At 67.7% G+C, this 18,404-nt stretch carries 18 protein-coding genes; 7 read left to right on the plus strand and 11 right to left on the minus strand.

The window, feature by feature from the left end:
* Positions 1-5: 5 nt before the first annotated feature.
* Positions 6-953: an ADP-ribosylglycohydrolase family protein gene (locus tag ACFWU5_RS11435; RefSeq protein WP_379267047.1), complete on the minus strand. Its 948-nt coding sequence runs from the start codon at positions 951-953 to the stop codon at positions 6-8.
* 71 nt (positions 954-1,024) lie between these two features.
* Positions 1,025-1,951: an EamA family transporter RarD gene (gene rarD, locus ACFWU5_RS11440; protein ID WP_379267048.1), complete on the minus strand. Its 927-nt coding sequence runs from the start codon at positions 1,949-1,951 to the stop codon at positions 1,025-1,027.
* 35 nt (positions 1,952-1,986) lie between these two features.
* Here rarD and ACFWU5_RS11445 point away from each other — a divergent pair, with 35 nt between their 5' ends.
* Positions 1,987-4,389 carry a cation-translocating P-type ATPase gene (locus ACFWU5_RS11445; RefSeq protein WP_379267049.1) on the plus strand — a complete coding sequence of 801 codons (2,403 nt, stop codon included), beginning with the start codon at positions 1,987-1,989 and terminating at the stop codon, positions 4,387-4,389.
* 124 nt (positions 4,390-4,513) lie between these two features.
* Positions 4,514-4,687 carry a hypothetical protein gene (locus ACFWU5_RS11450; protein ID WP_379267050.1) on the plus strand — a complete coding sequence of 58 codons (174 nt, stop codon included), beginning with the start codon at positions 4,514-4,516 and terminating at the stop codon, positions 4,685-4,687.
* A 119-nt stretch (positions 4,688-4,806) separates the two neighbouring features.
* Here ACFWU5_RS11450 and ACFWU5_RS11455 read toward each other — a convergent pair whose 3' ends face one another.
* The 3 genes from ACFWU5_RS11455 to lspA all read right to left on the minus strand — a co-directional run bounded on the left by ACFWU5_RS11455 (position 4,807) and on the right by lspA (position 7,263).
* Positions 4,807-5,643: a hypothetical protein gene (locus ACFWU5_RS11455; protein ID WP_379267051.1), complete on the minus strand. Its 837-nt coding sequence runs from the start codon at positions 5,641-5,643 to the stop codon at positions 4,807-4,809.
* A gap of 79 nt (positions 5,644-5,722) precedes the next feature.
* Entirely contained in the window at positions 5,723-6,649 is a 927-nt protein-coding gene (locus tag ACFWU5_RS11460) for an RluA family pseudouridine synthase (RefSeq protein WP_266299589.1), read from the minus strand.
* On the minus strand, positions 6,646-7,263 hold the full coding sequence (gene lspA, locus ACFWU5_RS11465; protein ID WP_379244274.1) for a signal peptidase II: 618 nt from the start codon (positions 7,261-7,263) through the stop codon (positions 6,646-6,648). The genes ACFWU5_RS11460 and lspA overlap by 4 nt, the downstream gene beginning before the upstream one ends.
* A gap of 85 nt (positions 7,264-7,348) precedes the next feature.
* Here lspA and ACFWU5_RS11470 point away from each other — a divergent pair, with 85 nt between their 5' ends.
* Together ACFWU5_RS11470 and ACFWU5_RS11475 are read left to right on the plus strand one after the other, a co-directional pair.
* Complete coding sequence (locus ACFWU5_RS11470) at positions 7,349-8,302, plus strand: hypothetical protein (protein ID WP_379244276.1); 954 nt, start codon at positions 7,349-7,351, stop codon at positions 8,300-8,302.
* The gene (locus tag ACFWU5_RS11475; protein WP_379267052.1) at positions 8,302-8,997 is read left to right on the plus strand and encodes a hypothetical protein; all 696 of its coding nucleotides are present in this window, start codon (positions 8,302-8,304) and stop codon (positions 8,995-8,997) included. The genes ACFWU5_RS11470 and ACFWU5_RS11475 overlap by 1 nt, the downstream gene beginning before the upstream one ends.
* A gap of 6 nt (positions 8,998-9,003) precedes the next feature.
* On the opposite strand, the gene ACFWU5_RS11480 is transcribed toward ACFWU5_RS11475, so the two are convergent.
* Positions 9,004-9,846 carry an LLM class F420-dependent oxidoreductase gene (locus ACFWU5_RS11480; protein WP_379267053.1) on the minus strand — a complete coding sequence of 281 codons (843 nt, stop codon included), beginning with the start codon at positions 9,844-9,846 and terminating at the stop codon, positions 9,004-9,006.
* A 173-nt stretch (positions 9,847-10,019) separates the two neighbouring features.
* Here ACFWU5_RS11480 and ACFWU5_RS11485 point away from each other — a divergent pair, with 173 nt between their 5' ends.
* Positions 10,020-10,487 (plus strand): VOC family protein, encoded by a 468-nt coding sequence (locus ACFWU5_RS11485; RefSeq protein ID WP_379244282.1) that lies wholly within the window; start codon positions 10,020-10,022, stop codon positions 10,485-10,487.
* An 81-nt stretch (positions 10,488-10,568) separates the two neighbouring features.
* Here the strand turns inward: ACFWU5_RS11485 and ACFWU5_RS11490 are convergent, their stop codons facing one another.
* Positions 10,569-10,982 (minus strand): ubiquinol-cytochrome c reductase iron-sulfur subunit, encoded by a 414-nt coding sequence (locus ACFWU5_RS11490; RefSeq protein ID WP_379267054.1) that lies wholly within the window; start codon positions 10,980-10,982, stop codon positions 10,569-10,571.
* A 69-nt stretch (positions 10,983-11,051) separates the two neighbouring features.
* Between ACFWU5_RS11490 and ACFWU5_RS11495 the strand changes: the two genes are divergently transcribed.
* Together ACFWU5_RS11495 and ACFWU5_RS11500 are read left to right on the plus strand one after the other, a co-directional pair.
* On the plus strand, positions 11,052-12,317 hold the full coding sequence (locus ACFWU5_RS11495; RefSeq protein ID WP_379267055.1) for a Fic family protein: 1,266 nt from the start codon (positions 11,052-11,054) through the stop codon (positions 12,315-12,317).
* A gap of 79 nt (positions 12,318-12,396) precedes the next feature.
* Positions 12,397-13,380 (plus strand): NAD(P)-dependent alcohol dehydrogenase, encoded by a 984-nt coding sequence (locus tag ACFWU5_RS11500; protein ID WP_379267056.1) that lies wholly within the window; start codon positions 12,397-12,399, stop codon positions 13,378-13,380.
* Positions 13,381-13,386: 6 nt separating this feature from the next.
* Here ACFWU5_RS11500 and ACFWU5_RS11505 read toward each other — a convergent pair whose 3' ends face one another.
* The 4 genes from ACFWU5_RS11505 to ACFWU5_RS11520 all read right to left on the minus strand — a co-directional run bounded on the left by ACFWU5_RS11505 (position 13,387) and on the right by ACFWU5_RS11520 (position 18,255).
* A complete protein-coding gene (locus ACFWU5_RS11505) occupies positions 13,387-14,007 on the minus strand; it encodes an LON peptidase substrate-binding domain-containing protein (RefSeq protein WP_379267081.1) in 621 nt (206 codons plus the stop codon).
* Between the two features lie 282 nt (positions 14,008-14,289).
* The gene (acs, locus tag ACFWU5_RS11510) at positions 14,290-16,194 is read right to left on the minus strand and encodes an acetate--CoA ligase (RefSeq protein WP_379267057.1); all 1,905 of its coding nucleotides are present in this window, start codon (positions 16,192-16,194) and stop codon (positions 14,290-14,292) included.
* A gap of 76 nt (positions 16,195-16,270) precedes the next feature.
* A complete protein-coding gene (locus tag ACFWU5_RS11515) occupies positions 16,271-17,905 on the minus strand; it encodes a cation acetate symporter (protein WP_379244290.1) in 1,635 nt (544 codons plus the stop codon).
* Positions 17,902-18,255 carry a DUF485 domain-containing protein gene (locus ACFWU5_RS11520; protein ID WP_379267058.1) on the minus strand — a complete coding sequence of 118 codons (354 nt, stop codon included), beginning with the start codon at positions 18,253-18,255 and terminating at the stop codon, positions 17,902-17,904. Before ACFWU5_RS11520 ends, ACFWU5_RS11515 begins: the two co-directional genes overlap by 4 nt.
* Positions 18,256-18,404: the final 149 nt, after the last annotated feature.

Consider the following 18,404-nt stretch of genomic DNA (forward strand, 5'->3'; position numbering starts at 1 on the left):
GTGGGTCAGCGGGAGTTGGTGGCGATGCGGAGGGCCAGGTCGGGGAGGTCGGCGCCGGTGAGGCCGGGGTAGCCGTGGAGGATGGCGCGCCAGTGGGCGGGGACCGCGGAGGCTCCCCAGCGGGCGCCGAGTAGGCCGCCTGCGATGGCGGCGGTGGTGTCGGTGTCGTTGCCTGCTCGCACACATGCCTCGAGGGCGAGTGGGAGGTGTTCGGGTGTGGATTGGTCGGTGGTGGTGATCGCCCACCATGCGGTCTGCAGCGCGTGCACCACCCAGCCGTTGTTCGGGAAGTCGGCGGGTGTGCCGTTCTCGGCTTCGTCGAGGCGTTCGGTCCAGTACTCAGATTGCGTTGAGCCGCTGACATATTCGCGAACGCCATCGAAGTCGGCGTTCAGCACGGCATGTCGGATCGCATAGGACCACATCTTGCACGCTTCCACAGCGTGCTCGTCGTGGTGGGTGAGCAGGCCGACTCGCCCCGCCGCCGCAACGCATTCCGCGGCATCGTCGAGGTAGGCCAGCGCGACCGGCGCGGTCCGCATCAGCGACCCGTTGCCCCCGGTGCGCCCCGTCAACGACATCGCCACGGCCTGCATGTCCTGTGCGGTAGATGACCTGGCGGACAACACAGTTCGCGTCTGATTGCCGATGTCGGGCGGTTTGGAGTCGAACCAGGACACGAACCCGGCCGCCACCGCGTCGAGGTCGATCCCGGGCCCGTTCGCGGCGGACACCGCGACCGCCAATGCCATCGACGTGTCGTCGGTCCATTCACCCGGCGCCCAGTCGAACACCCCGCCACCGATCATGTCGATCACCGCATCGGGCGCCGGATGAGTGAACTCGTACCCCGCCCCCAACGCATCACCGGCCGCAGTGCCGACCAACACCCCAGCCACCCGATCCGAGTACCCCGCATCATGCACGAAAACCCACCCCTCTCGGGTGCCCACTATCCGATTGTCCAGTTATCGAGCCTACCGGTCGGCTTGTGATCTACCCCCGATTCGCGCTGTTGCGACACCTAATCGAGCTGATGCGCGCCGACATTCGCCGACTCGACCACCGAAGACTGCCGGTTGCGACGCGCGCGCAGCAGGGCGTCGGTGGTGAACACCGCCAGCCCCGCCCAGATCAGCGCGAATCCGGCCCACCGCGAGGCGGGCATGGGTTCGTGCATCACTGCCACGCCCCATGCCATCTGTAGCGCGGGGGTGAGGTACTGCAGGATCCCCATCGTCGACAGCGGGACGCGTTGCGCGGCGACCGCGAACAGCAACAGCGGGATCAGCGTGACCGGCCCGGTGGCGAGCATCAGCCCGAAATGGGCGGGGCTGGAAGTCATTTCACTGCGGCCGGTGGCCATGAACACGATCAGCAACGCCAGCGCGAACGGCACCGCGACGATCCCTTCGGCCGCGATCCCGCGCAGCGCGTCGAGCTTGATCACCTTCTTCACCAGCCCGTAGGTGGCGAACGAACACGCCAGGATCAGCGCGATCACCGGCGGTCTGCCGTAGTCCACGGTCAACACCACCACCGCCAGCGCCCCCAGACCCAACGCCACCCATTGCGCCCGGCGCAGCCGTTCGCGAAACAGCACCACCCCGAACGCGACGGTGACCAGCGGGTTGATGAAGTACCCCAGTGCGCACTCCACCACGTGCCCGGTGATCACCCCGTACACGTAGGTGCCCCAGTTGATCGAGATCGCCGCCGAGGCCGCCGCCGCCAACCGCCAGGTCCGCGCGTCGATGCCGCGCAACTGCCGCAGTCGCCCGGTCAGCGCCAGCACTGCCAGCACCACCACCAGCGTCCAGATGATCCGCTGTGCGACCACCTCGGCGGCCGAGGCGAACGCGAGCAGGCCGAAGAACGCGGGAAACAGACCCCAGAGGAGGTAGGCCCCCGCCCCGAAGACGACACCGGGCGGGGAGGGTCTGTGCTGCATTCATCCCATGTTACGACTCGACTAGCCTGACGAGCATGTCCATTTCCGTGCAGGAGCCCGCGGCCGCGGGGCTGACCGCCGCACAGGTCGATCAACGCCGCCGCGACGGGCGCACCAATGACGTGCCTGCCAGGGCGAGTCGTTCGGTCGGCGAGATCGTGCGCGCGAACGTGTTCACCCGCATCAATGCCATCCTCGGTGTGCTGTTCGTGCTGGTGTTGTCCACCGGTTCGATCATCGACGGCATGTTCGGGCTGCTCATCGTGGCCAACAGCGCGATCGGCATCATCCAGGAGGTGCGCGCCAAGCGGACCCTGGACGAGCTGGCGATCGTGAGCCAGGCCAAGCCCACGGTGCGCCGCGACGGCGTGGCGACACAGGTCGCGCCCGGCGAGGTGGTCCTGGACGACCTGATCGAGTTGGGCCCCGGCGACCAGATCGTGGTCGACGGCGAGGTCGAGGAAGCCGCCGCGCTCGAGATCGACGAGTCACTGCTCACCGGCGAGGCCGACCCCATCGACAAGGGCGTCGGCGCGCCGGTGATGTCGGGCAGCTTCGTGGTGTCGGGGTCGGGCGCCTACCGCGCGACCAAGGTCGGCAAGGACGCCTACGCCGCGAAATTGGCCGAGGAGGCCAGCAAGTTCACGCTGGTGCATTCGGAACTGCGTTCGGGCATCGACAAGATCCTGAAATTCATCACCTACCTGCTCATCCCCGCAGGCCTGCTGAGTATCTACAACCAGCTGGTGTCCAGCGGCGAATCGTGGCGACCGGCGGTGACCGGCATGGTCGCCGCGCTGGTGCCGATGGTGCCCGAGGGCCTGGTGCTGATGACCTCGATCGCGTTCGCGGTCGGCGTGGTGCGCCTGGGCAAACGGCAGTGCCTGGTGCAGGAACTGCCCGCGATCGAAGGTCTGGCCCGGGTCGACGTGGTGTGCGCCGACAAGACCGGCACCCTCACCGAGAACGGGATGCGGCTGGCCCAGGTCGAACCGCTGGGCACCTTCGACGAGGCACAGTTGAAGCAGGCCCTCGCGGCACTGGCCGGCGACGATCCCCGCCCCAATGCCAGCGTCCAAGCCATCGGCGAAGCCCTGCCCGACTCGCCCGGCTGGTCGCAGACCGCCATCGCCCCGTTCTCCTCGGCGAAGAAGTGGAGCGGCATTTCCTATGGCGCCCACGGTGATTGGCTGCTCGGCGCCGCCGACGTACTCCTCGATCCCGCCTCCGCCGACGCCGCCCACGCCGAACAACTCGGCTCCTCGGGCCTGCGCGTGCTGCTGCTGGCCCGCAGCGACCGCCCGGTCGACGCCGCCGACGCGCCCGGCATCGTCGAGCCCGCCGCACTGGTCGTGCTCGAACAAAAGGTGCGCCCCGACGCCAAGGAAACCCTGGAATACTTTGCCAGCCAGCAGGTTTCGATCAAGGTGATCTCCGGCGACAACGCGGTCTCGGTCGGCGCCGTCGCCTCCTCGCTCGACCTGCCCGGCGGCGATCACGCCGTCGACGCGCGCACCCTGCCCGACGACCAGGCCGCCCTGGCCGACGTGCTCGATCACGAAACCACTTTCGGCCGTGTCCGTCCCGACCAGAAGCGCGCCATGGTCGGCGCCCTGCAGTCGCGCGGACACACCGTGGCCATGACCGGCGACGGCGTCAACGACGTGCTCGCCCTCAAAGACGCCGACATCGGTGTCGCGATGGGTGCGGGCAGCCCGGCCACTCGTGCGGTGGCGCAGATCGTGTTGCTGGACAACAAGTTCGCGACCCTGCCGTACGTGGTGGGGGAGGGCCGCCGGGTGATCGGCAACATCGAACGCGTGTCGAATCTGTTCCTCACCAAGACCGTGTACTCGGTGCTGCTGGCGTTCCTGGTCGGCATCGCGGGCGTGGGTTCGCAGATCTTCGGCTACGACCCCATCGGCTACCCGTTCCTGCCCCGCCACGTCACCATCGCGGCCTGGTTCACCATCGGCATCCCCGCGTTCGTGCTGTCGCTGGCGCCCAACAACGAACGCGCCCGCACCGGCTTCGTCGGCCGGGTGATGCGCCTTGCGGTGCCTTCGGGCGTGGTGATCGGCATCGCGACCTTCGTGTCTTACCTGATCGCCTACGCCGGACCCGAAGCCTCCGAAACGCAGAAAGTCCAGGCGGGCACCACCGCGCTGATCACGCTGATCATGATCGCGATGTGGGTGTTGGTGCTGGTAGCGCGGCCGTATGTGTGGTGGAAGGTGGTGCTGATCGCGGTCTCGGTGCTGGCCTACATCGCGCTGTTCACCATCCCGTTCACCCGCGAGTTCTTCAAACTCGACCCGTCCAACCCGCGACTGACCCTGGCCGCGGTGGTGATCGGCGCGATCGGCGTCGCGCTGGTGGAACTGGCGTGGTGGGTGCAGGCTCGGCGCTCGGGCAAGGCGGGTGCCCCCGCGGCGTGAGAAGTCGCTGACCCGACCGTAATCAATTCGAGAACCCTTGTGCCGGTGCGACATTCAGGGTTGGAGTACCTTTGCCGATTATGGAGGTATTGCTGCCGCTGTGGCACCGTCACGGGATAGCCCGGTGACCCCCGACGAACTCGACGATCTGTTCGCCGACCTCATCGCGCAGATCGATCGACTCGACGCCGGGGCGCTGGAGTTGATGGCAGATGCCTACGACCGGGCCGGGGATGTGGACCGCGCACGCACGCTGTGGGGGCTGGCCGATTCGCGACGCGAGGCCGAACGGACGTAGCGAACTGCGCGACCAGTCGGACGGTGCGGACCGCGTCCATCGATCCTGCTCCGGAAGTTGTTCGCGCGGACCCCTTCCCCGTGGACGGTTGTCCGCGCGGAAGCTCCTCGCGTAGAACGCTATTCGGTCGGAACCGGCCCGTCGTCGGGGTTCGGCGTGACGGTGTCGCTGCTGCCCGGCAGCAACGGACTCACCGCGAACCGCCCCGCGATGGCGTCGGCCGGCAGCGCCTGCACCGCGCTGACGCCGGGTTGTGTTGCCAGCTCACGCAATTGGGGCAGCGTGCCGCGCACCACGATGCCCGCCGTGCACGCGCACCCCGCCCGCAGGCGACTCTCGGTGACACGGGCGATGTCCGAACTGCGCTGATCACGGAACTGTTGTGCCCCAACCAAACCCGCGGCGGCATCGGCGGACTTCACCGCAGGCTCGTCACCGGCCGGGGTGGCCACGGTGATCACCGGCGTCTGCACTCGATCGATCGGCACGTGCTGGATCACTCCGGACACGCGCAACCCGGCGGCCGCGGCCGGGATCTGTTGGGGCGTCAGGTAATCGGTGAACGACACCAGCGCCCAGTGCGGATCCGCGTCGCCGCCGTCGAGGGACGTTCGCGCATCGTTCAGGTATTGCTGCACCTGCTCGCCGGGTGCGGGTCCGAGTCGATCGGTCGCCACCGCCGACACGGGTGCCGGTTCCCGGAACGCGATCACCAGCAGGATCGCCGCACCGACCGCTGTCAGCCCGTAGATCACCGTATTGCGCAGCGAGAATCCTCGACCGCTCGAATCCCGTTGCACGGCAACCGAGTCGGCATCGACGGGCATGTTCCCGAGAGGCTCCGAGGTGGAACCCCCACGGCCGTCGTCCGATGTCTGCGAGCCGTCTGGTACCTGCGCGGCGGGTGAACTTTCACGGTCGTCGTGTGGTGGCGAACCGGCAAGATCGTCGCCCATCGCACCCGCTCCCACAGCGGGCAATTCCCCGCGGTCGTCCGACGCCGTGTCCGGCGCCGGTTGTGACGACCGCGGGTCGTCAGGCATTACGTAATACGTCCAAGGCGCCCGCCAGATCGTCGGGGTACTCGCTGGTGATCTCGAGCCAGCGACCGTCGGCGGGGTGGTGGAACCCCAGCTGACGCGCGTGCAACCACTGCCGTTCCAGGCCCAGGCGCTTGGCCAGGGTCGGGTCGGCGCCGTAGGTGAGGTCGCCCGCGCAGGGGTGGCGCACCGCGGAGAAGTGCACGCGGATCTGGTGGGTGCGCCCGGTTTCCAGGTGCACGTCCAGCAGGCTGGCGGCCTGGAACGCCTCGATGGTGTCGTAGTGGGTCACGCTGGGTCGACCGTCGCCGGTCACCGCGAACTTCCAGGCGTTGCCCCGCGCACGCCCGATCGGCGCGTCGATGGTGCCGCTGCTCGGATCCGGGTGTCCCTGCACGAGTGCATGGTATTGCTTGTCGACCGTGCGTTCCTTGAAGGCGCGCTTGAGCATCGTGTAAGCGTGTTCGGATTGTGCCACCACCATCACGCCGGAGGTGCCCACGTCCAGGCGGTGCACGATGCCCTGTCGTTCGTGCGCGCCCGAGGTGGAGATGCGGTAGCCCATGGCCGCCAGCCCGCCGACCACGGTCGGTCCGGTCCAGCCCACACCGGAGTGCGCGGCCACGCCGATCGGCTTGTCCACCGCGACGATGTCGTCGTCGGCGTACAGGATGTTCATGCCGTCGACCGGGGTGGCTTCGACGGTGAGTTCGCGCTTGGGTTCGGGGAAGATCACTTCCAGCCAGGCGCCCGCGGTCAGCCGGTCGGACTTGCCCGCGGCGACCCCGTCGATCTGCACGGAACCGTCCTCGGTCAGCGCCACCACCGCGGTCCGCGACAGGCCGAGCAGCCGGGCGAGCCCCGCGTCCACCCGCATCCCGTCGAGTCCATCCGGGACGGGCATAGTTCTGGTTTCTCTCATACGGTCTCCTCTGTGTGTTTGCGACCGCTGCGGGTGCCGTCCGGTTCGAAACCGAACACGGTGAGCGCCACCAGCAGGATCGCCCCGCACACGATGGCCGAATCGGCGACGTTGAATACCGGCCACCAGCCCACGGCGACGAAGTCGACCACGTGGCCCTGCAGCGGGCCGGGGTAGCGGAACAGCCGGTCGACCAGGTTGCCCAGCGCCCCACCCAGCACCATGCCGAGGCCGATGGCCCACCACAGCGAACGCAGGGTGCGCCCGATCCGGATCACGCCGATCACCACCGCGGCGGCGATCAGGGTCAGCAGCCAGGTCATGCCGGTGGCCATCGAGAACGCCGCGCCCGGATTGCGGACCAGGGTGAAGCGCGCGAAATCGCCGATGATCGGCACGGATTCGCCCGGGCTGATGAACGCCACCGCGAGGCATTTGGTCAACAGGTCAAGGGCGAACAGCACCGCGGCGATCGCCAGCAGCGTCGTCAACCGGCGGCGACCAGCGGGTTTCGTCGTCTCGGCGACGTCGGGCACGGCAGCGGCCGTCGGTGCTGCCGCGCCGTCGCCGGTCTCGGGGACGGCGGCTTTGTCGGTTGGCCGGTCTTCACTCACCCGTCCATCATTCCCTAGTGTCGATCGGGCTTGCGCCGCGGTGCCGGGCAGTCCCAGCTGTTACTCAGGAAGCGGTCGTACGCTGATGGCTGTGACGGTGTTGTCTAGATCTCGCTTACCCCGTATCGCGCGCCCCGGCGTGTTACTGGTGGCCCTGGTGTTGGGGTTCGCGACCTTCGGTGCCGGGTGCGCCGACCGCTCGTCCTCGCCCACGGAAATGGACGGCACCGAGCCGTTGGGTATCGGCAAGGAAGTCACCGTGCCGATCTCCGCCGCGCTGACCACCGTGGTCTCGCCCGGCGACGAACCGCGCGATCTGCTGCGTCCCCGCTATGCCGCGGGCACCACGCAGGAGGTGACGCTGCGCACCGACTATCGCATCCAGCAGCAGGTCAACGATCAACCCGCACGCGACTTCTCACCCGCCGCGCTGACCATCCCGATGATCGCGCGCGCGGGCGCCGACGGCGTCGACCTCACCGTCGGCGCGGTCACCACCCCCGATCCCGTGCTCAACAAAGCGTTCACCTCCGCAGGCGGCTCCCAGGCCGGGCTCGGCATGAGCGACCTCGGCGCGATCACCGAACTGCGCATCGCCCCCTCGCCCGACACTCCGAACACCGCACGCGCGGCCCTGGAACAAGCCTTCTACCAGGCGGTGTACCAGTCGATCGCGTTCCCGGACGAGCCGATCGGGGTCGGTGCGGTGTGGACGGTGCATCAGAAGATCACCGGCGGCGTCACCCTCGACCAGATCACCACCGCCACGCTCACCAGCCGCGAAGGCGACCGGCTCACCATCGACATCCAGGTGAACCAGACGCCCACCGACACGGTGTGGGAGCTGCCCAACGACGCGGGCGACCTCGACATCGACGGGTACGTCATGGAAGGCGTCGGCTCGATCACCATCGATCTCGGTATGCCGCTGCCTGTTTCGGGGTCCATCGAGATCGGCGGACAACAGACCTACCGTGACGCGCGCAGTGCGGCCACGTTGGTGCAGACGCAGTCCACGCGCGTTTCCTGGACGGAGTGATGCGGGGGAGTGCGCTGCGCTTCGGCGCGGCTGTTTCGGCGTGTGTGGGGTTGGTGGGTTGTGGGTCCGACGATCCTGCGGGTTCGGGTCCGTTCTCCGCAGCGGTCACGGCCGCACCCGGCACCGGCAACGTCGTGCGCGACGCGGCGCAACTGTCGGCCGGTCTGCTCGACGCCGCCGACCTGCCCGGTGACTTCGCGGTGGTGCCCTCGCGAGGTGAAGCCGACGAGCCTGCCGTGCCACCGAACGCGTTGACCGATCCGCCCGACTGCGCGCGCCTGCTGTCGCCGATCGCACAGCAATGGCCGGGGTCGGCCGCGACCGCGTCGGTGCAGTTCGCGGGCCCCAGTTTCGCCACCATCGACATCGACGCGGCGAGCTATTCGAATGCGGCGTTGGCCCCGGCTTTCGACGCGCTGCAGGCGCAACCTCGGCGCTGCACCAGCTACTCCGGCGATGACGCGGGCGTGCGAATCGAGTACCGGACCGCCGCACTGGCCGTGCCCGCCGCGGGCGATGCCAGCTCCGCCTTCACCGTGACGGCCACCAGCGAAGGACTCACGCTGACATCGGCGACCTCGATCGTCCAGGTCGGCAACACGCTGGTTCAGCTCGTGATCACCGCGCCCGAAGTCGTCGACCCCGGCGTGGTCTCCGACCTCACCGCCGCACAGGTACGCAAACTGCGCGGCTGAATTCGGTCACGCCGCCAGTTTGGTGCCCAGATGGCCGATGTACCCGCGCACCTCGTCGGCGGTGCGATCGGGCAACCCGAACACCACTTCGGTGACGCCGAGATCATCCCAGCGAGCCAACTGCTCGGCATCATGACGCCCCGCCAACGCGACCACTCGTGGCGTCCCCTCGCGACCCGCGTCCTTCCAGACCCGGTGCAGCAGTTCGATTTTGGTGCCCAGGTCACCTTCGGTCGGTGTGGTGATCCACCCGTCGGCGTTGGCGGCCAGCCACCCGAACGTCTTCTCGGTTCCGCCTGCCCCGAGTAGAACAGGAACCCCCGCGCGCACCGGCTTCGGCCATGACCAACTCGCCCCGAATTCCACGAAGTCACCGGCGAATTCGGCTTCCTCGCGCGACCACAGCGCCCGCATCGCATCCAGGTGCTCCCGCAATACCGTGCGCCGCTTGTTCGGCGGAACCCCGTGATGCGCGAGTTCGTCGGTGTTCCAACCGAATCCGACCCCCAACTCCACCCGGCCACCGGACAGGTGGTCCAGCGAGGCGATGGTTTTGGCGAGGCTGATCGGGTGGTGTTCGGCGGGCAGCGCGACCGCCGTCGACAAGGTGATCCGCTCGGTCACCGCGGCCGCCATGGCCAGGGCGACCCACGGATCGAGGGTGCGCAGGTACCGGTCGTCGGGCAGCGAGGCGTCGCCGGTCTGCGGGTGCGCCGCCGCGCGCACCACCGGGATGTGGGTGTGTTCGGGCACGTAGAACGCGTCGAAACCGGCGTTCTCGGCGGCGCGGGCCGCATCGGCGGGTGTAATACCCCGGTCACTGGTGAACAACACGACCCCGTACCGCACGCCACAGCCTCCGAACTCGACAGTAAAACTAGAACAAGTTCTACACGACTGCCGCCGGGTTCACCCGCCTTTCCAGCTCCGCAGGACATCGCGCCTTCGACAGCCTTTCGCCGGGCACGGCAGGGGAATAGGCTGGCGAAGGTCCGAGCATCACCTCGACACGGAGGTATCCGATGTCCGATGTTTCCCCCTTCCCCGAAGGCTATCCGCGCATCTGTCCCGGCCTGGCCTGCGCGGGAGCGGCCGCCGCGATCGACTTCTACACCGCGATCTTCGGCGCGACCGTCCGCATGACAATGGACGGCCCCGACGGCACGATCGCCCACAGCGAACTACTCATCGGCGACTCGGTCCTGATGGTTGGCGACCCGGTCCCCGAAATCGGCTTCGTCGACCCGAAAACGATCGGCGGCTCCCCGGTGAACCTCATGGTCTACGTCGCCGACGCCGACGCGGCCTTCGCCGCCGCCCTGTCCGCCGGTGCCACCGCCATCACCCCCATGACCGACCAGTTCTACGGCGACCGCAGCGGCGCCTTCGAAGACCCCTGGGGCCACCGCTGGACCGTAGGCACCCACATCGAAGACGTCTCACCCGAAGAAATGGAACGCCGCATGGCCGACATGATGGACGCCGGCTGATCAAGATCACCACGCTGTGGTGGCGTGATTTCGGATCGAATCCCTGCGTGAGAGCGTGGTGATCGTTCGACCAGTACGCGCTCACGCGGGGACGATCGAGTTTCCTTCGACGCGAACGGGTTTCGGGGCGAGGGGTTCGGTGGCCGGGCCGTTGCGGACGGCGCCGTCGAGGCCGAAGCGGCTGCCGTGGCAGGGGCAGTTGATCGTGCCCTTGGCCACCGCGCCGACCTTGCATCCGGCGTGGGTGCACGTCGAGGACAGGCCGACGAAGGTGCCCGCGGTCGGCTGGGTCACGACGGTATCGCCGACGATCACCCCACCACCCACCGGAACATCCGCCACCTTGGTCAACGCTCCCGCAGGTTGTCCCGGCTCGGGTGCGGCAGGCGCCGACTCGTTCTTCCCCTCCGTGCCGCACGCGGTCAGCGTCGCCGCGGCGGCCAGTGCACCCACAACGGCGGTGCGGCGATTCAGCGAGAAATCATTGCTGGTCATCGATGGTTCTCCATTCTGAAGGCAGTCCTTATTAAAGGTTATTTGCTAACCTTTAATAAGGAGGTTTGAATGGCCGAGCTATTGCCCTGCCGCTGGGAGAGTTCTCTTGATCGTGGCGGGCTGTCACGTCGTGATCGCAGTGCCGGTTCGTACGACGCCTATCTGCCGGATCCCCTGGTGGGCAGGGCATTCACGCTCGACGGAGCCACAGCTGCCGACGTCGCGGACGCTGAGATAGCCCTGGCCCGGCTCGATCGAGACGCGACGGCGTTGTCGGACACCGAGGTGCTGTCACGTCTGCTGCTGCGCGCGGAAGCCGTGGCCTCATCACGCATCGAAGGGCTCGAGATCGGCGCGCGACGGTTGCTCCGTGCGGAGGCAGCAGCATCGTTGGATGGTAGTTCGACCGATGTCACCGCTGTGGAAGTGTTGGCCAACATCGACGCGATGGCGCTGGGTGTGCGTGCTGTCTCGCGTGGACAGGAAATCACCGCCGAGGTGCTGACCGACGTGCATCGGCGGCTGATGATGGGCACGAACCTCGCCTCGCACGGCGGCAGGTACCGGAATCAGCAGAACTGGATCGGAGGAAGCTCCTACAACCCGCGCTCCGCCACCTACGTGCCACCTCCGCCGCGCTACGTCGAGGAGTTGATGGCCGACCTGATCGCGTTCGCCAACACCGACGACCTGCCCGCGGTTGCGCAGGCGGCGATCGCGCACGCCCAATTCGAGACGATCCACCCCTTCGTCGATGGCAACGGGCGCGCGGGACGCGTCCTGATCCACCTCGTGCTCCGTCGTCGCGGTCTGTCGGAACGGGTGATCGCGCCGGTGTCGCTGGTGCTGGCCACGGCAACTCGCAGCTACATCGATGGTCTGAACGGATTCCGCCACCTCGGCTCATCGGACACGGCCGCGGCAGTGGAGGGCGCCAATGCGTGGATCGGCCGATTTGCCGCGGCGTGCGCGCGGTCCGTTGCCGACGCGGCCGTGTTCGAATCCAGAACCGCCGCCCTGTTGGCCGCATGGCGTGATCGGGTTGCTCCGTTGCGCTCGGATTCCGCTGCCGCGCTTCTGCTTCCGCATCTCGTCGGCGCACCGATCATCACCGCCGCTACAGCGGCCGCCCTCGTCGAGCGCAGTTTTCCCGCCGCCAACACCGCGATCGATCGCCTTGTCGATGCGGGAATCCTGCGGCAGTTGACGGTCGGCCGCCGCAACCGCGCCTTCGAGGCTCCCGAGGTGTTCGAAGCATTCGGTGCACTCGAGCGATGCCTGGCGAATCCGGATCGCGTCACGAATTCACCGCAGCGTCCGGTGCCGCGCGGGTAGGCACACCCCGTGAAATCTCGGGATATATCAGGGGATTCCCGGATGTGGGTGGGTGGTGTCGGTGCCTAGCGTTGGTGGGGTGAAGGCGATTACGCAGCGGGTTTACGGGTCATCGGCGATGTTGGCGGTGGCCGATGTCGAGCGGCCGGAGCCGGGGGAGGGGCAGGTGTTGGTGCGGGTGCGGGCGGCGTCGGTGAATGCGCGGGATTGGCATCTGATGCGCGGGGATCCGACGATCGCGCGGTGGATGGATCGGTCGGTGTTCCGGCGGAAGGGGCCGACGAATGTGGTGCAGGGCGGGGATTTCGCGGGGATCGTCGAGGCTGTCGGGGCGGGGGTGACGGACCTGAGTGTGGGCGATGAGGTGTTCGGGGAGGCGGTCAGCGGGGCGTTCGCGGAGTATCTCGCGGTGCCGCGGGGGTTGCTCGAGAAGAAGCCGGCGAACCTGAGTTTCGAGGAAGCCGCGGCGGTGCCACTGGCTGCCAATACCGCGCTGACCTGTCTGCGGCATGTCGGCGCCGGCGAGCGGGTGCTGATCATCGGCGCCTCCGGTGGGGTGGGCACGTTCGCGGTCCAGCTCGCGCGCGCCAGGGGAGCTGAGGTCACCGCGGTGTGCAGTACCCGCAATGTCGAGGCGGCTCGGGCGCTGGGGGCCGCGCATGTTTTCGACTACACCCGCGACACCGTGACCGGCCGCTACGACACAGTTCTCGACCTGGCGGGAGCGCGCGGCCTGCGCGAACTCCTTCGCCTGGTCGAACCCACCGGCACCCTGGTGCTGTCCGGCGGCGGCAACTTCGACGGCGGCAGCGTGTTCGGCCCGATCGGCCTGCTCGCGTGCGGCCAGTTGGCTCGACCGTTCGTGAAACCGACCATCCGGGTACCGACGGCGCACCAGGGCACGGAGACGCTGACCGAACTGCGGGAGCTGATCGAGTCGGGATCGGTCCGCCCGGCCATCGACCGGACATATCCGCTGGCCGAAACCCCCGCCGCCATCGAGTACATGGAGACCGAACACGCCAGGGCCAAGATCGTTATCGCTATCGCACCACCGGACTGACAGGCGTCAGAGCAGCCGGAACTCCATCATCGCGATCGCATCGTCGACCGCGGTGGTCAGGGCGGTGAGTCGGCTGTGGGGGTCCGGGGCGGACAGGGCCGCTTGGCGGTCGGTCGGGCCGATCGGCAGGCGGGCGGCGAGTTCGTAGGAGCGGGTGGTCGGGTCGTCCGACAGCCCGTCCAGTGATGCCGACGGTGGTGGGCGGCGGATGCCGTTGCGGCGCGCGAATTGGGCCGTCAGGGTGTGCAGGCGGTCCGCGCGTTCGCGCAAGCCCGCCAGCAACGCACTGTCGTCGGTGCCGGGGCTGTCCGGCCAGAGCTCGGCTTCCGCGCGGGGGTACGGGTCGTCGTCGAGCCATTTGTCGATGCGAAGACGTTCGGTTCCTTTGCAGCGCAGCCGGTATCGGTCACCGGGCAGTTCGATGACCTCGCTGATCCGGGCGACGGTGCCCACTTCCGTGCGCACCTCACCACCACCCACCTCGTGCCCGCGCGCGATCAGCACGACACCGAACTCCGGCTCCCGCTGCCCGTCCATACAGTCGCGCACCAGCGCCACATAGCGCGGTTCGAAGATCTGCAACGACAGCGATTCACCGGGCAGCAGCACCGCCCCCAGCGGGAACATCGGAATATCCACCGTCCCAGCATGCCCGGTACTGCCGCTACCCCGCCCATCCGGCGCGCTCATACTGTGTCCTTTCGGCATGCGCGGGCGCCCGCGCAGTGACGCGGGCCGCCCTCTCTGGGCGCCGACCCGCTCACGGCTATGTCATCTCGGCGGGCTCGGGCGACTGCGTAGTGACGCGAGCTGCCTGCTTCGGGTGCTGATCCGCTCACGCTGCTTCCTATCGGCGTGCTCGGGCGCCCTGCGTGGTGACGCGAGCTGCCTCCTCCGGGCGCTGACCGCTCACGCCTTGGCGATCGACTCGAACACCGTCGGATCGACCAGCGTGGAGGTATCACCCAATTCGCGCCCCTCAGCCACATCACGCAACAACCTGCGCATGATCTTGCCGCTGCGCGTCTTGGGCAGTTCCGGCACGATATGAATCTCGCGCGGCTTCGCGATCGGACTGATCTCCAACGACACCGCCGCCTTCAGTTCGCTCACCAGATCATCGCCGGCAACAGCAGACCCGGTGAGGATGACGAACGCGACGATCCCCTGCCCGGTCGTGTCATCGGACGCGCCGACCACCGCGGCCTCTGCGACCACCGGATGCCCGACCAACGCGGATTCCACCTCCGCGGTGGAGATGCGGTGCCCCGACACGTTCATCACGTCGTCCACGCGCCCCAGAATCCACAGGTCACCGTCGGCGTCGAGTTTGGCGCCGTCCCCGGCGAAGTACCACCCCTCGGAAGCGAAACGCTGCCAATAGGTTTCGCGGTACCGGTCCATGTCGTTCCAGATGCCACGCAGCATCGACGGCCACGGCTGGTCCAGCACCAACAGCCCGGATTCGTCGGCGCCCAGCGGATTACCTTCGTCGTCGACGACCAGCGCGGAGATCCCCGGCAGAGCCCCCATCGCGGCACCGGGTTTGGGGGAGGTGACCCCGGGCAGCGGCGAGATCATGATGGCACCGGTCTCGGTCTGCCACCAGGTATCCACGACCGGAACAGCATTGGCGCCGAACACTTCTCGATACCACCGCCACGCCTCGGGGTTGATCGGCTCGCCGACCGACCCCAACAGTCGCAAGGAACTCAGATCATGCGCGTCGGGAATCTCGCGCCCCCACTTCATGAACGTACGAATCAGGGTCGGCGCGGTGTAATAGATTGTCACGCCGTACTTCTCGATGATCTCGAGGTGACGGTGCTCGTCGGGGAAGTTGGGCGTCCCCTCGTACACCACCTGGGTGGCGCGGTTCGACAGCGGCCCGTACACGATGTAGCTGTGCCCGGTCACCCACCCGATATCGGCGGTGCACCAGTAAACGTCTTGTCCCGCTTTGTGATCGAACACGTTGTGGTGCGTGTAGGAAGTCTGTGTGAGGTACCCGCCGGTGGTGTGCAGGATCCCCTTGGGCTTGCCGGTGGTCCCGGAGGTGTAGAGGATGAACAGCGGATGCTCGGCCGGAAACGACTGCGCCTCGTGCGAAGGTGAAGCGACAGAAACGGTTTCGTCCCACCACAGGTCGCGCACCTCGGTCCACGGCACCTCGAGCCCGACCCGCCGCACCACCAACACGTGCTCCACCGACGACGGATCCGACCCCAGCGCCTCGTCGACCGCGTACTTCAGCGCCGCGGGCTTGCCGCGCCGCCACTGCCCGTCGGTGGTCACGATCAATCGCGCCGCGGCATCGTCGACCCGCTGCCGCAGGGCCGTGGGGGAGAACCCGGCGAACACCACCGAGTGCGTCAGCCCCAGCCGCGCGCAGGCCAGCATCGTCACGATGGCCTCGGGCACCATCGGCATGTAGATCGCGACCCGATCACCGGCGACCAGCCCGAGCGCGGTGAAAGTGTTTGCGGCTCTGCATACTTCGTCGAGCAGCTCGGCATAGGTGATGGCCCGCGAATCGCCGGGCTCACCTTCCCAGTGGATCGCGACCTGGTCCCCGTGCCCGTCGATGACGTGCCGGTCCAGGCAGTTGTAGGAGACATTGAGCTCCCCGTCGTCGAACCAGCGCGCAACCGGCGCGTCGGTCCAGTCCAGCACCTGGGTGAAAGGCTTGTGCCAGTGCAACCGGTTGGCCTGCTGCGCCCAGAACCCGTCGCGATCGGCGCGCGCCCGCTCGTACAGGTCGGCGTCGGCGTTGGCCTGCGCGGCGAACTCCGGGGCGGGCGGGTAACTGGTCACAACAACTTCTCCTTCGAAAAACGGTGGGGGACAACCCGTGCCGGTGGGCGAACCACCGGCACGGGCAGGGTGGGCGTCAGTGCGAGATCGCCTTCTCCGCACCGACGCCGGTCAGGGACCGGACTTCCATCTCCGCGGCCTTGGCCTGGTCGACCTGCTCGCCACGCCCACCGAGGTAGGTGCCGACCACGCCGAGCAGGAACGCCAGCGGAATGGACACGATGCCCGGGTTGGACAGCGGGAAGTAGTCGAAGTTCGCGCCGCTGATCATCGAGGTCTTGCTGCCCGACACCGCGGGCGAGAACACGATGAGCACGATCGTGGAGATCAGGCCGCCATACATCGACCACAGCGCGCCGGTGGTGTTGAACCGCTTCCAGAACAGCGAGTACAGGATGGTCGGCAGGTTCGCCGCCGCCGCCACCGCGAAGGCAAGCGCCACCAGGAACGCGATGTTCTGGCCGTTGGCGAGAATGCCCAGGCCGATCGCGAGCACACCGATCACCACCGCGGTGATCCGCGAGACCCGCACCTGCTTGATCTCGTCGACCTTGCCCTTCTTGATCACGCTTGCGTAGATGTCGTGGGCGAACGAGGCCGACGCGGTGATCGTCAGACCGGCCACCACCGCCAGGATCGTCGCGAAAGCGACCGCCGAGATCACCCCGAGCAGGATCACCCCGCCCAGTTCGAACGCCAGCAGCGGTGCCGCCGAGTTCTGGCCACCCGCTGCGGCCAAGATCTTGTCCGGGCCGACGATGGCCGCCGCGCCGTACCCGAGCACCAGCGTGAACAGGTAGAACGAGCCGATCAGCGCGATCGCCCAAACCACCGAGCGGCGCGCCTCTTTCGCGGTGGGCACGGTGTAGAAGCGCATGAGCACGTGCGGCAGACCCGCGGTGCCCAGCACCAGCGCGAGACCCAGCGACAGGAAGTTCAGCTTCGACATGTCACTGCCGCCGTATTGCGCGCCGGGAGCGAGCACGTCGCGCGCGGCCACGGCCTTGTTGGTGGATTCGCTCACCGATTCCTGTGCGGCACCGAGGATGTCGGAGAAGTTGAAGCCGAACTTGGCCAGCACCATCACCGACATCAGCGCCGCGCCCGCGATCAGCAGCACGGCCTTGATGATCTGCACCCAGGTGGTGCCCTTCATGCCACCGACCAACACGTACACGATCATCAGCACGCCCACCGCGGCGATGACTACGGATTGTCCCGCGCGACTGGAGATGTCGAGCAGCAGTGCGACCAGTCCGCCCGCGCCCGCCATCTGCGCGAGCAGGTAGAACAGCGACACGGTCAGGGTGGTCAGCGCGGCCGCGGTGCGCACCGGGCCTTCCTTGAGCCGGAAGCTGAGCACGTCGGCCATGGTGAATTTGCCGGTGTTGCGCAGCATTTCGGCCACCAGCAGCAGCGCGACCAACCAGGCGACGAGGAACCCGATCGAATACAGGAACCCGTCGTACCCATAGACGGCGATAGCGCCCGCGATGCCGAGGAAGCTGGCCGCGGACAGGTAGTCGCCGGCGATGGCGATGCCGTTCTGCGGACCGGAGAACCCGCGCCCGCCGGTGAAATAGTCTGCGGCACTGGCATTGTTGCGGCTGGCGCGGATCACCACGACCATGGTGACCGCGACGAACACCAGGAAAATAGCGATATTGGCGACGGGGTTACCCACCGTCGTGGACGCGGCGAGAATGCTCATGCCCGGTCCCCTTCGAGTTCTTCGCGAATGGCCGCGGCACGCGGATCCAACTCACGGTTGGCGAAACGGACGTACAGCCCGGTGATCAAGAACGTGGACACGAACTGGCCAAGCCCCAGCAGCAGGCCCACGTTGACGTTGCCGAAGACCTTCGTCGCCATGAAGTCATGGGCGTAGGCGCCCAGCAGCACGTAGCTGAGGTACCACACCAGAAACAGTGCGGTCATCGGGAAGATGAAGCGGCGCAGGCGAGTTCGCAGTTCCTGGAACTGCGGGCTGGCCTGCACCGCGAGCCATTCATCGGCACTGGGCGTGCGCGGATCTGGCGCTGCGGTGTCGGTTTCGGTCATGCCGGTCGTCCTAGCGTGAAGGGGGGTCGTGCGTGAAGATGACGGTAAGTCCCCGGACGTGAGGCCATGATGATGTGGCGTGGGTCACTCGGTGAAGGTGGCCGCCCGTGCGGTGAACGGTCGGTGTGGTGCGACGAACGGTCGTGGCA

It is taken from the genome of Nocardia sp. NPDC058640 (assembly GCF_042716995.1).
GTDB lineage: Bacteria > Actinomycetota > Actinomycetes > Mycobacteriales > Mycobacteriaceae > Nocardia.

What these genes read in the sequence shown, in the direction of transcription:
- rarD (WP_379267048.1), bottom strand. Translation starts at nt 1,951, where the DNA reads ATGCAGCACAGACCCTCCCCGCCCGGTGTCGTCTTCGGGGCGGGGGCC.
- ACFWU5_RS11445 (WP_379267049.1), top strand. Translation starts at nt 1,987, where the DNA reads ATGTCCATTTCCGTGCAGGAGCCCGCGGCCGCGGGGCTGACCGCCGCA.
- ACFWU5_RS11455 (WP_379267051.1), bottom strand. Translation starts at nt 5,643, where the DNA reads ATGGGCGACGATCTTGCCGGTTCGCCACCACACGACGACCGTGAAAGT.
- ACFWU5_RS11460 (WP_266299589.1), bottom strand. Translation starts at nt 6,649, where the DNA reads ATGAGAGAAACCAGAACTATGCCCGTCCCGGATGGACTCGACGGGATG.
- ACFWU5_RS11470 (WP_379244276.1), top strand. Translation starts at nt 7,349, where the DNA reads ATGGCTGTGACGGTGTTGTCTAGATCTCGCTTACCCCGTATCGCGCGC.
- ACFWU5_RS11475 (WP_379267052.1), top strand. Translation starts at nt 8,302, where the DNA reads ATGCGGGGGAGTGCGCTGCGCTTCGGCGCGGCTGTTTCGGCGTGTGTG.
- ACFWU5_RS11485 (WP_379244282.1), top strand. Translation starts at nt 10,020, where the DNA reads ATGTCCGATGTTTCCCCCTTCCCCGAAGGCTATCCGCGCATCTGTCCC.
- ACFWU5_RS11490 (WP_379267054.1), bottom strand. Translation starts at nt 10,982, where the DNA reads ATGACCAGCAATGATTTCTCGCTGAATCGCCGCACCGCCGTTGTGGGT.
- ACFWU5_RS11495 (WP_379267055.1), top strand. Translation starts at nt 11,052, where the DNA reads ATGGCCGAGCTATTGCCCTGCCGCTGGGAGAGTTCTCTTGATCGTGGC.
- ACFWU5_RS11505 (WP_379267081.1), bottom strand. Translation starts at nt 14,007, where the DNA reads ATGTTCCCGCTGGGGGCGGTGCTGCTGCCCGGTGAATCGCTGTCGTTG.
- ACFWU5_RS11515 (WP_379244290.1), bottom strand. Translation starts at nt 17,905, where the DNA reads ATGAGCATTCTCGCCGCGTCCACGACGGTGGGTAACCCCGTCGCCAAT.
- ACFWU5_RS11520 (WP_379267058.1), bottom strand. Translation starts at nt 18,255, where the DNA reads ATGACCGAAACCGACACCGCAGCGCCAGATCCGCGCACGCCCAGTGCC.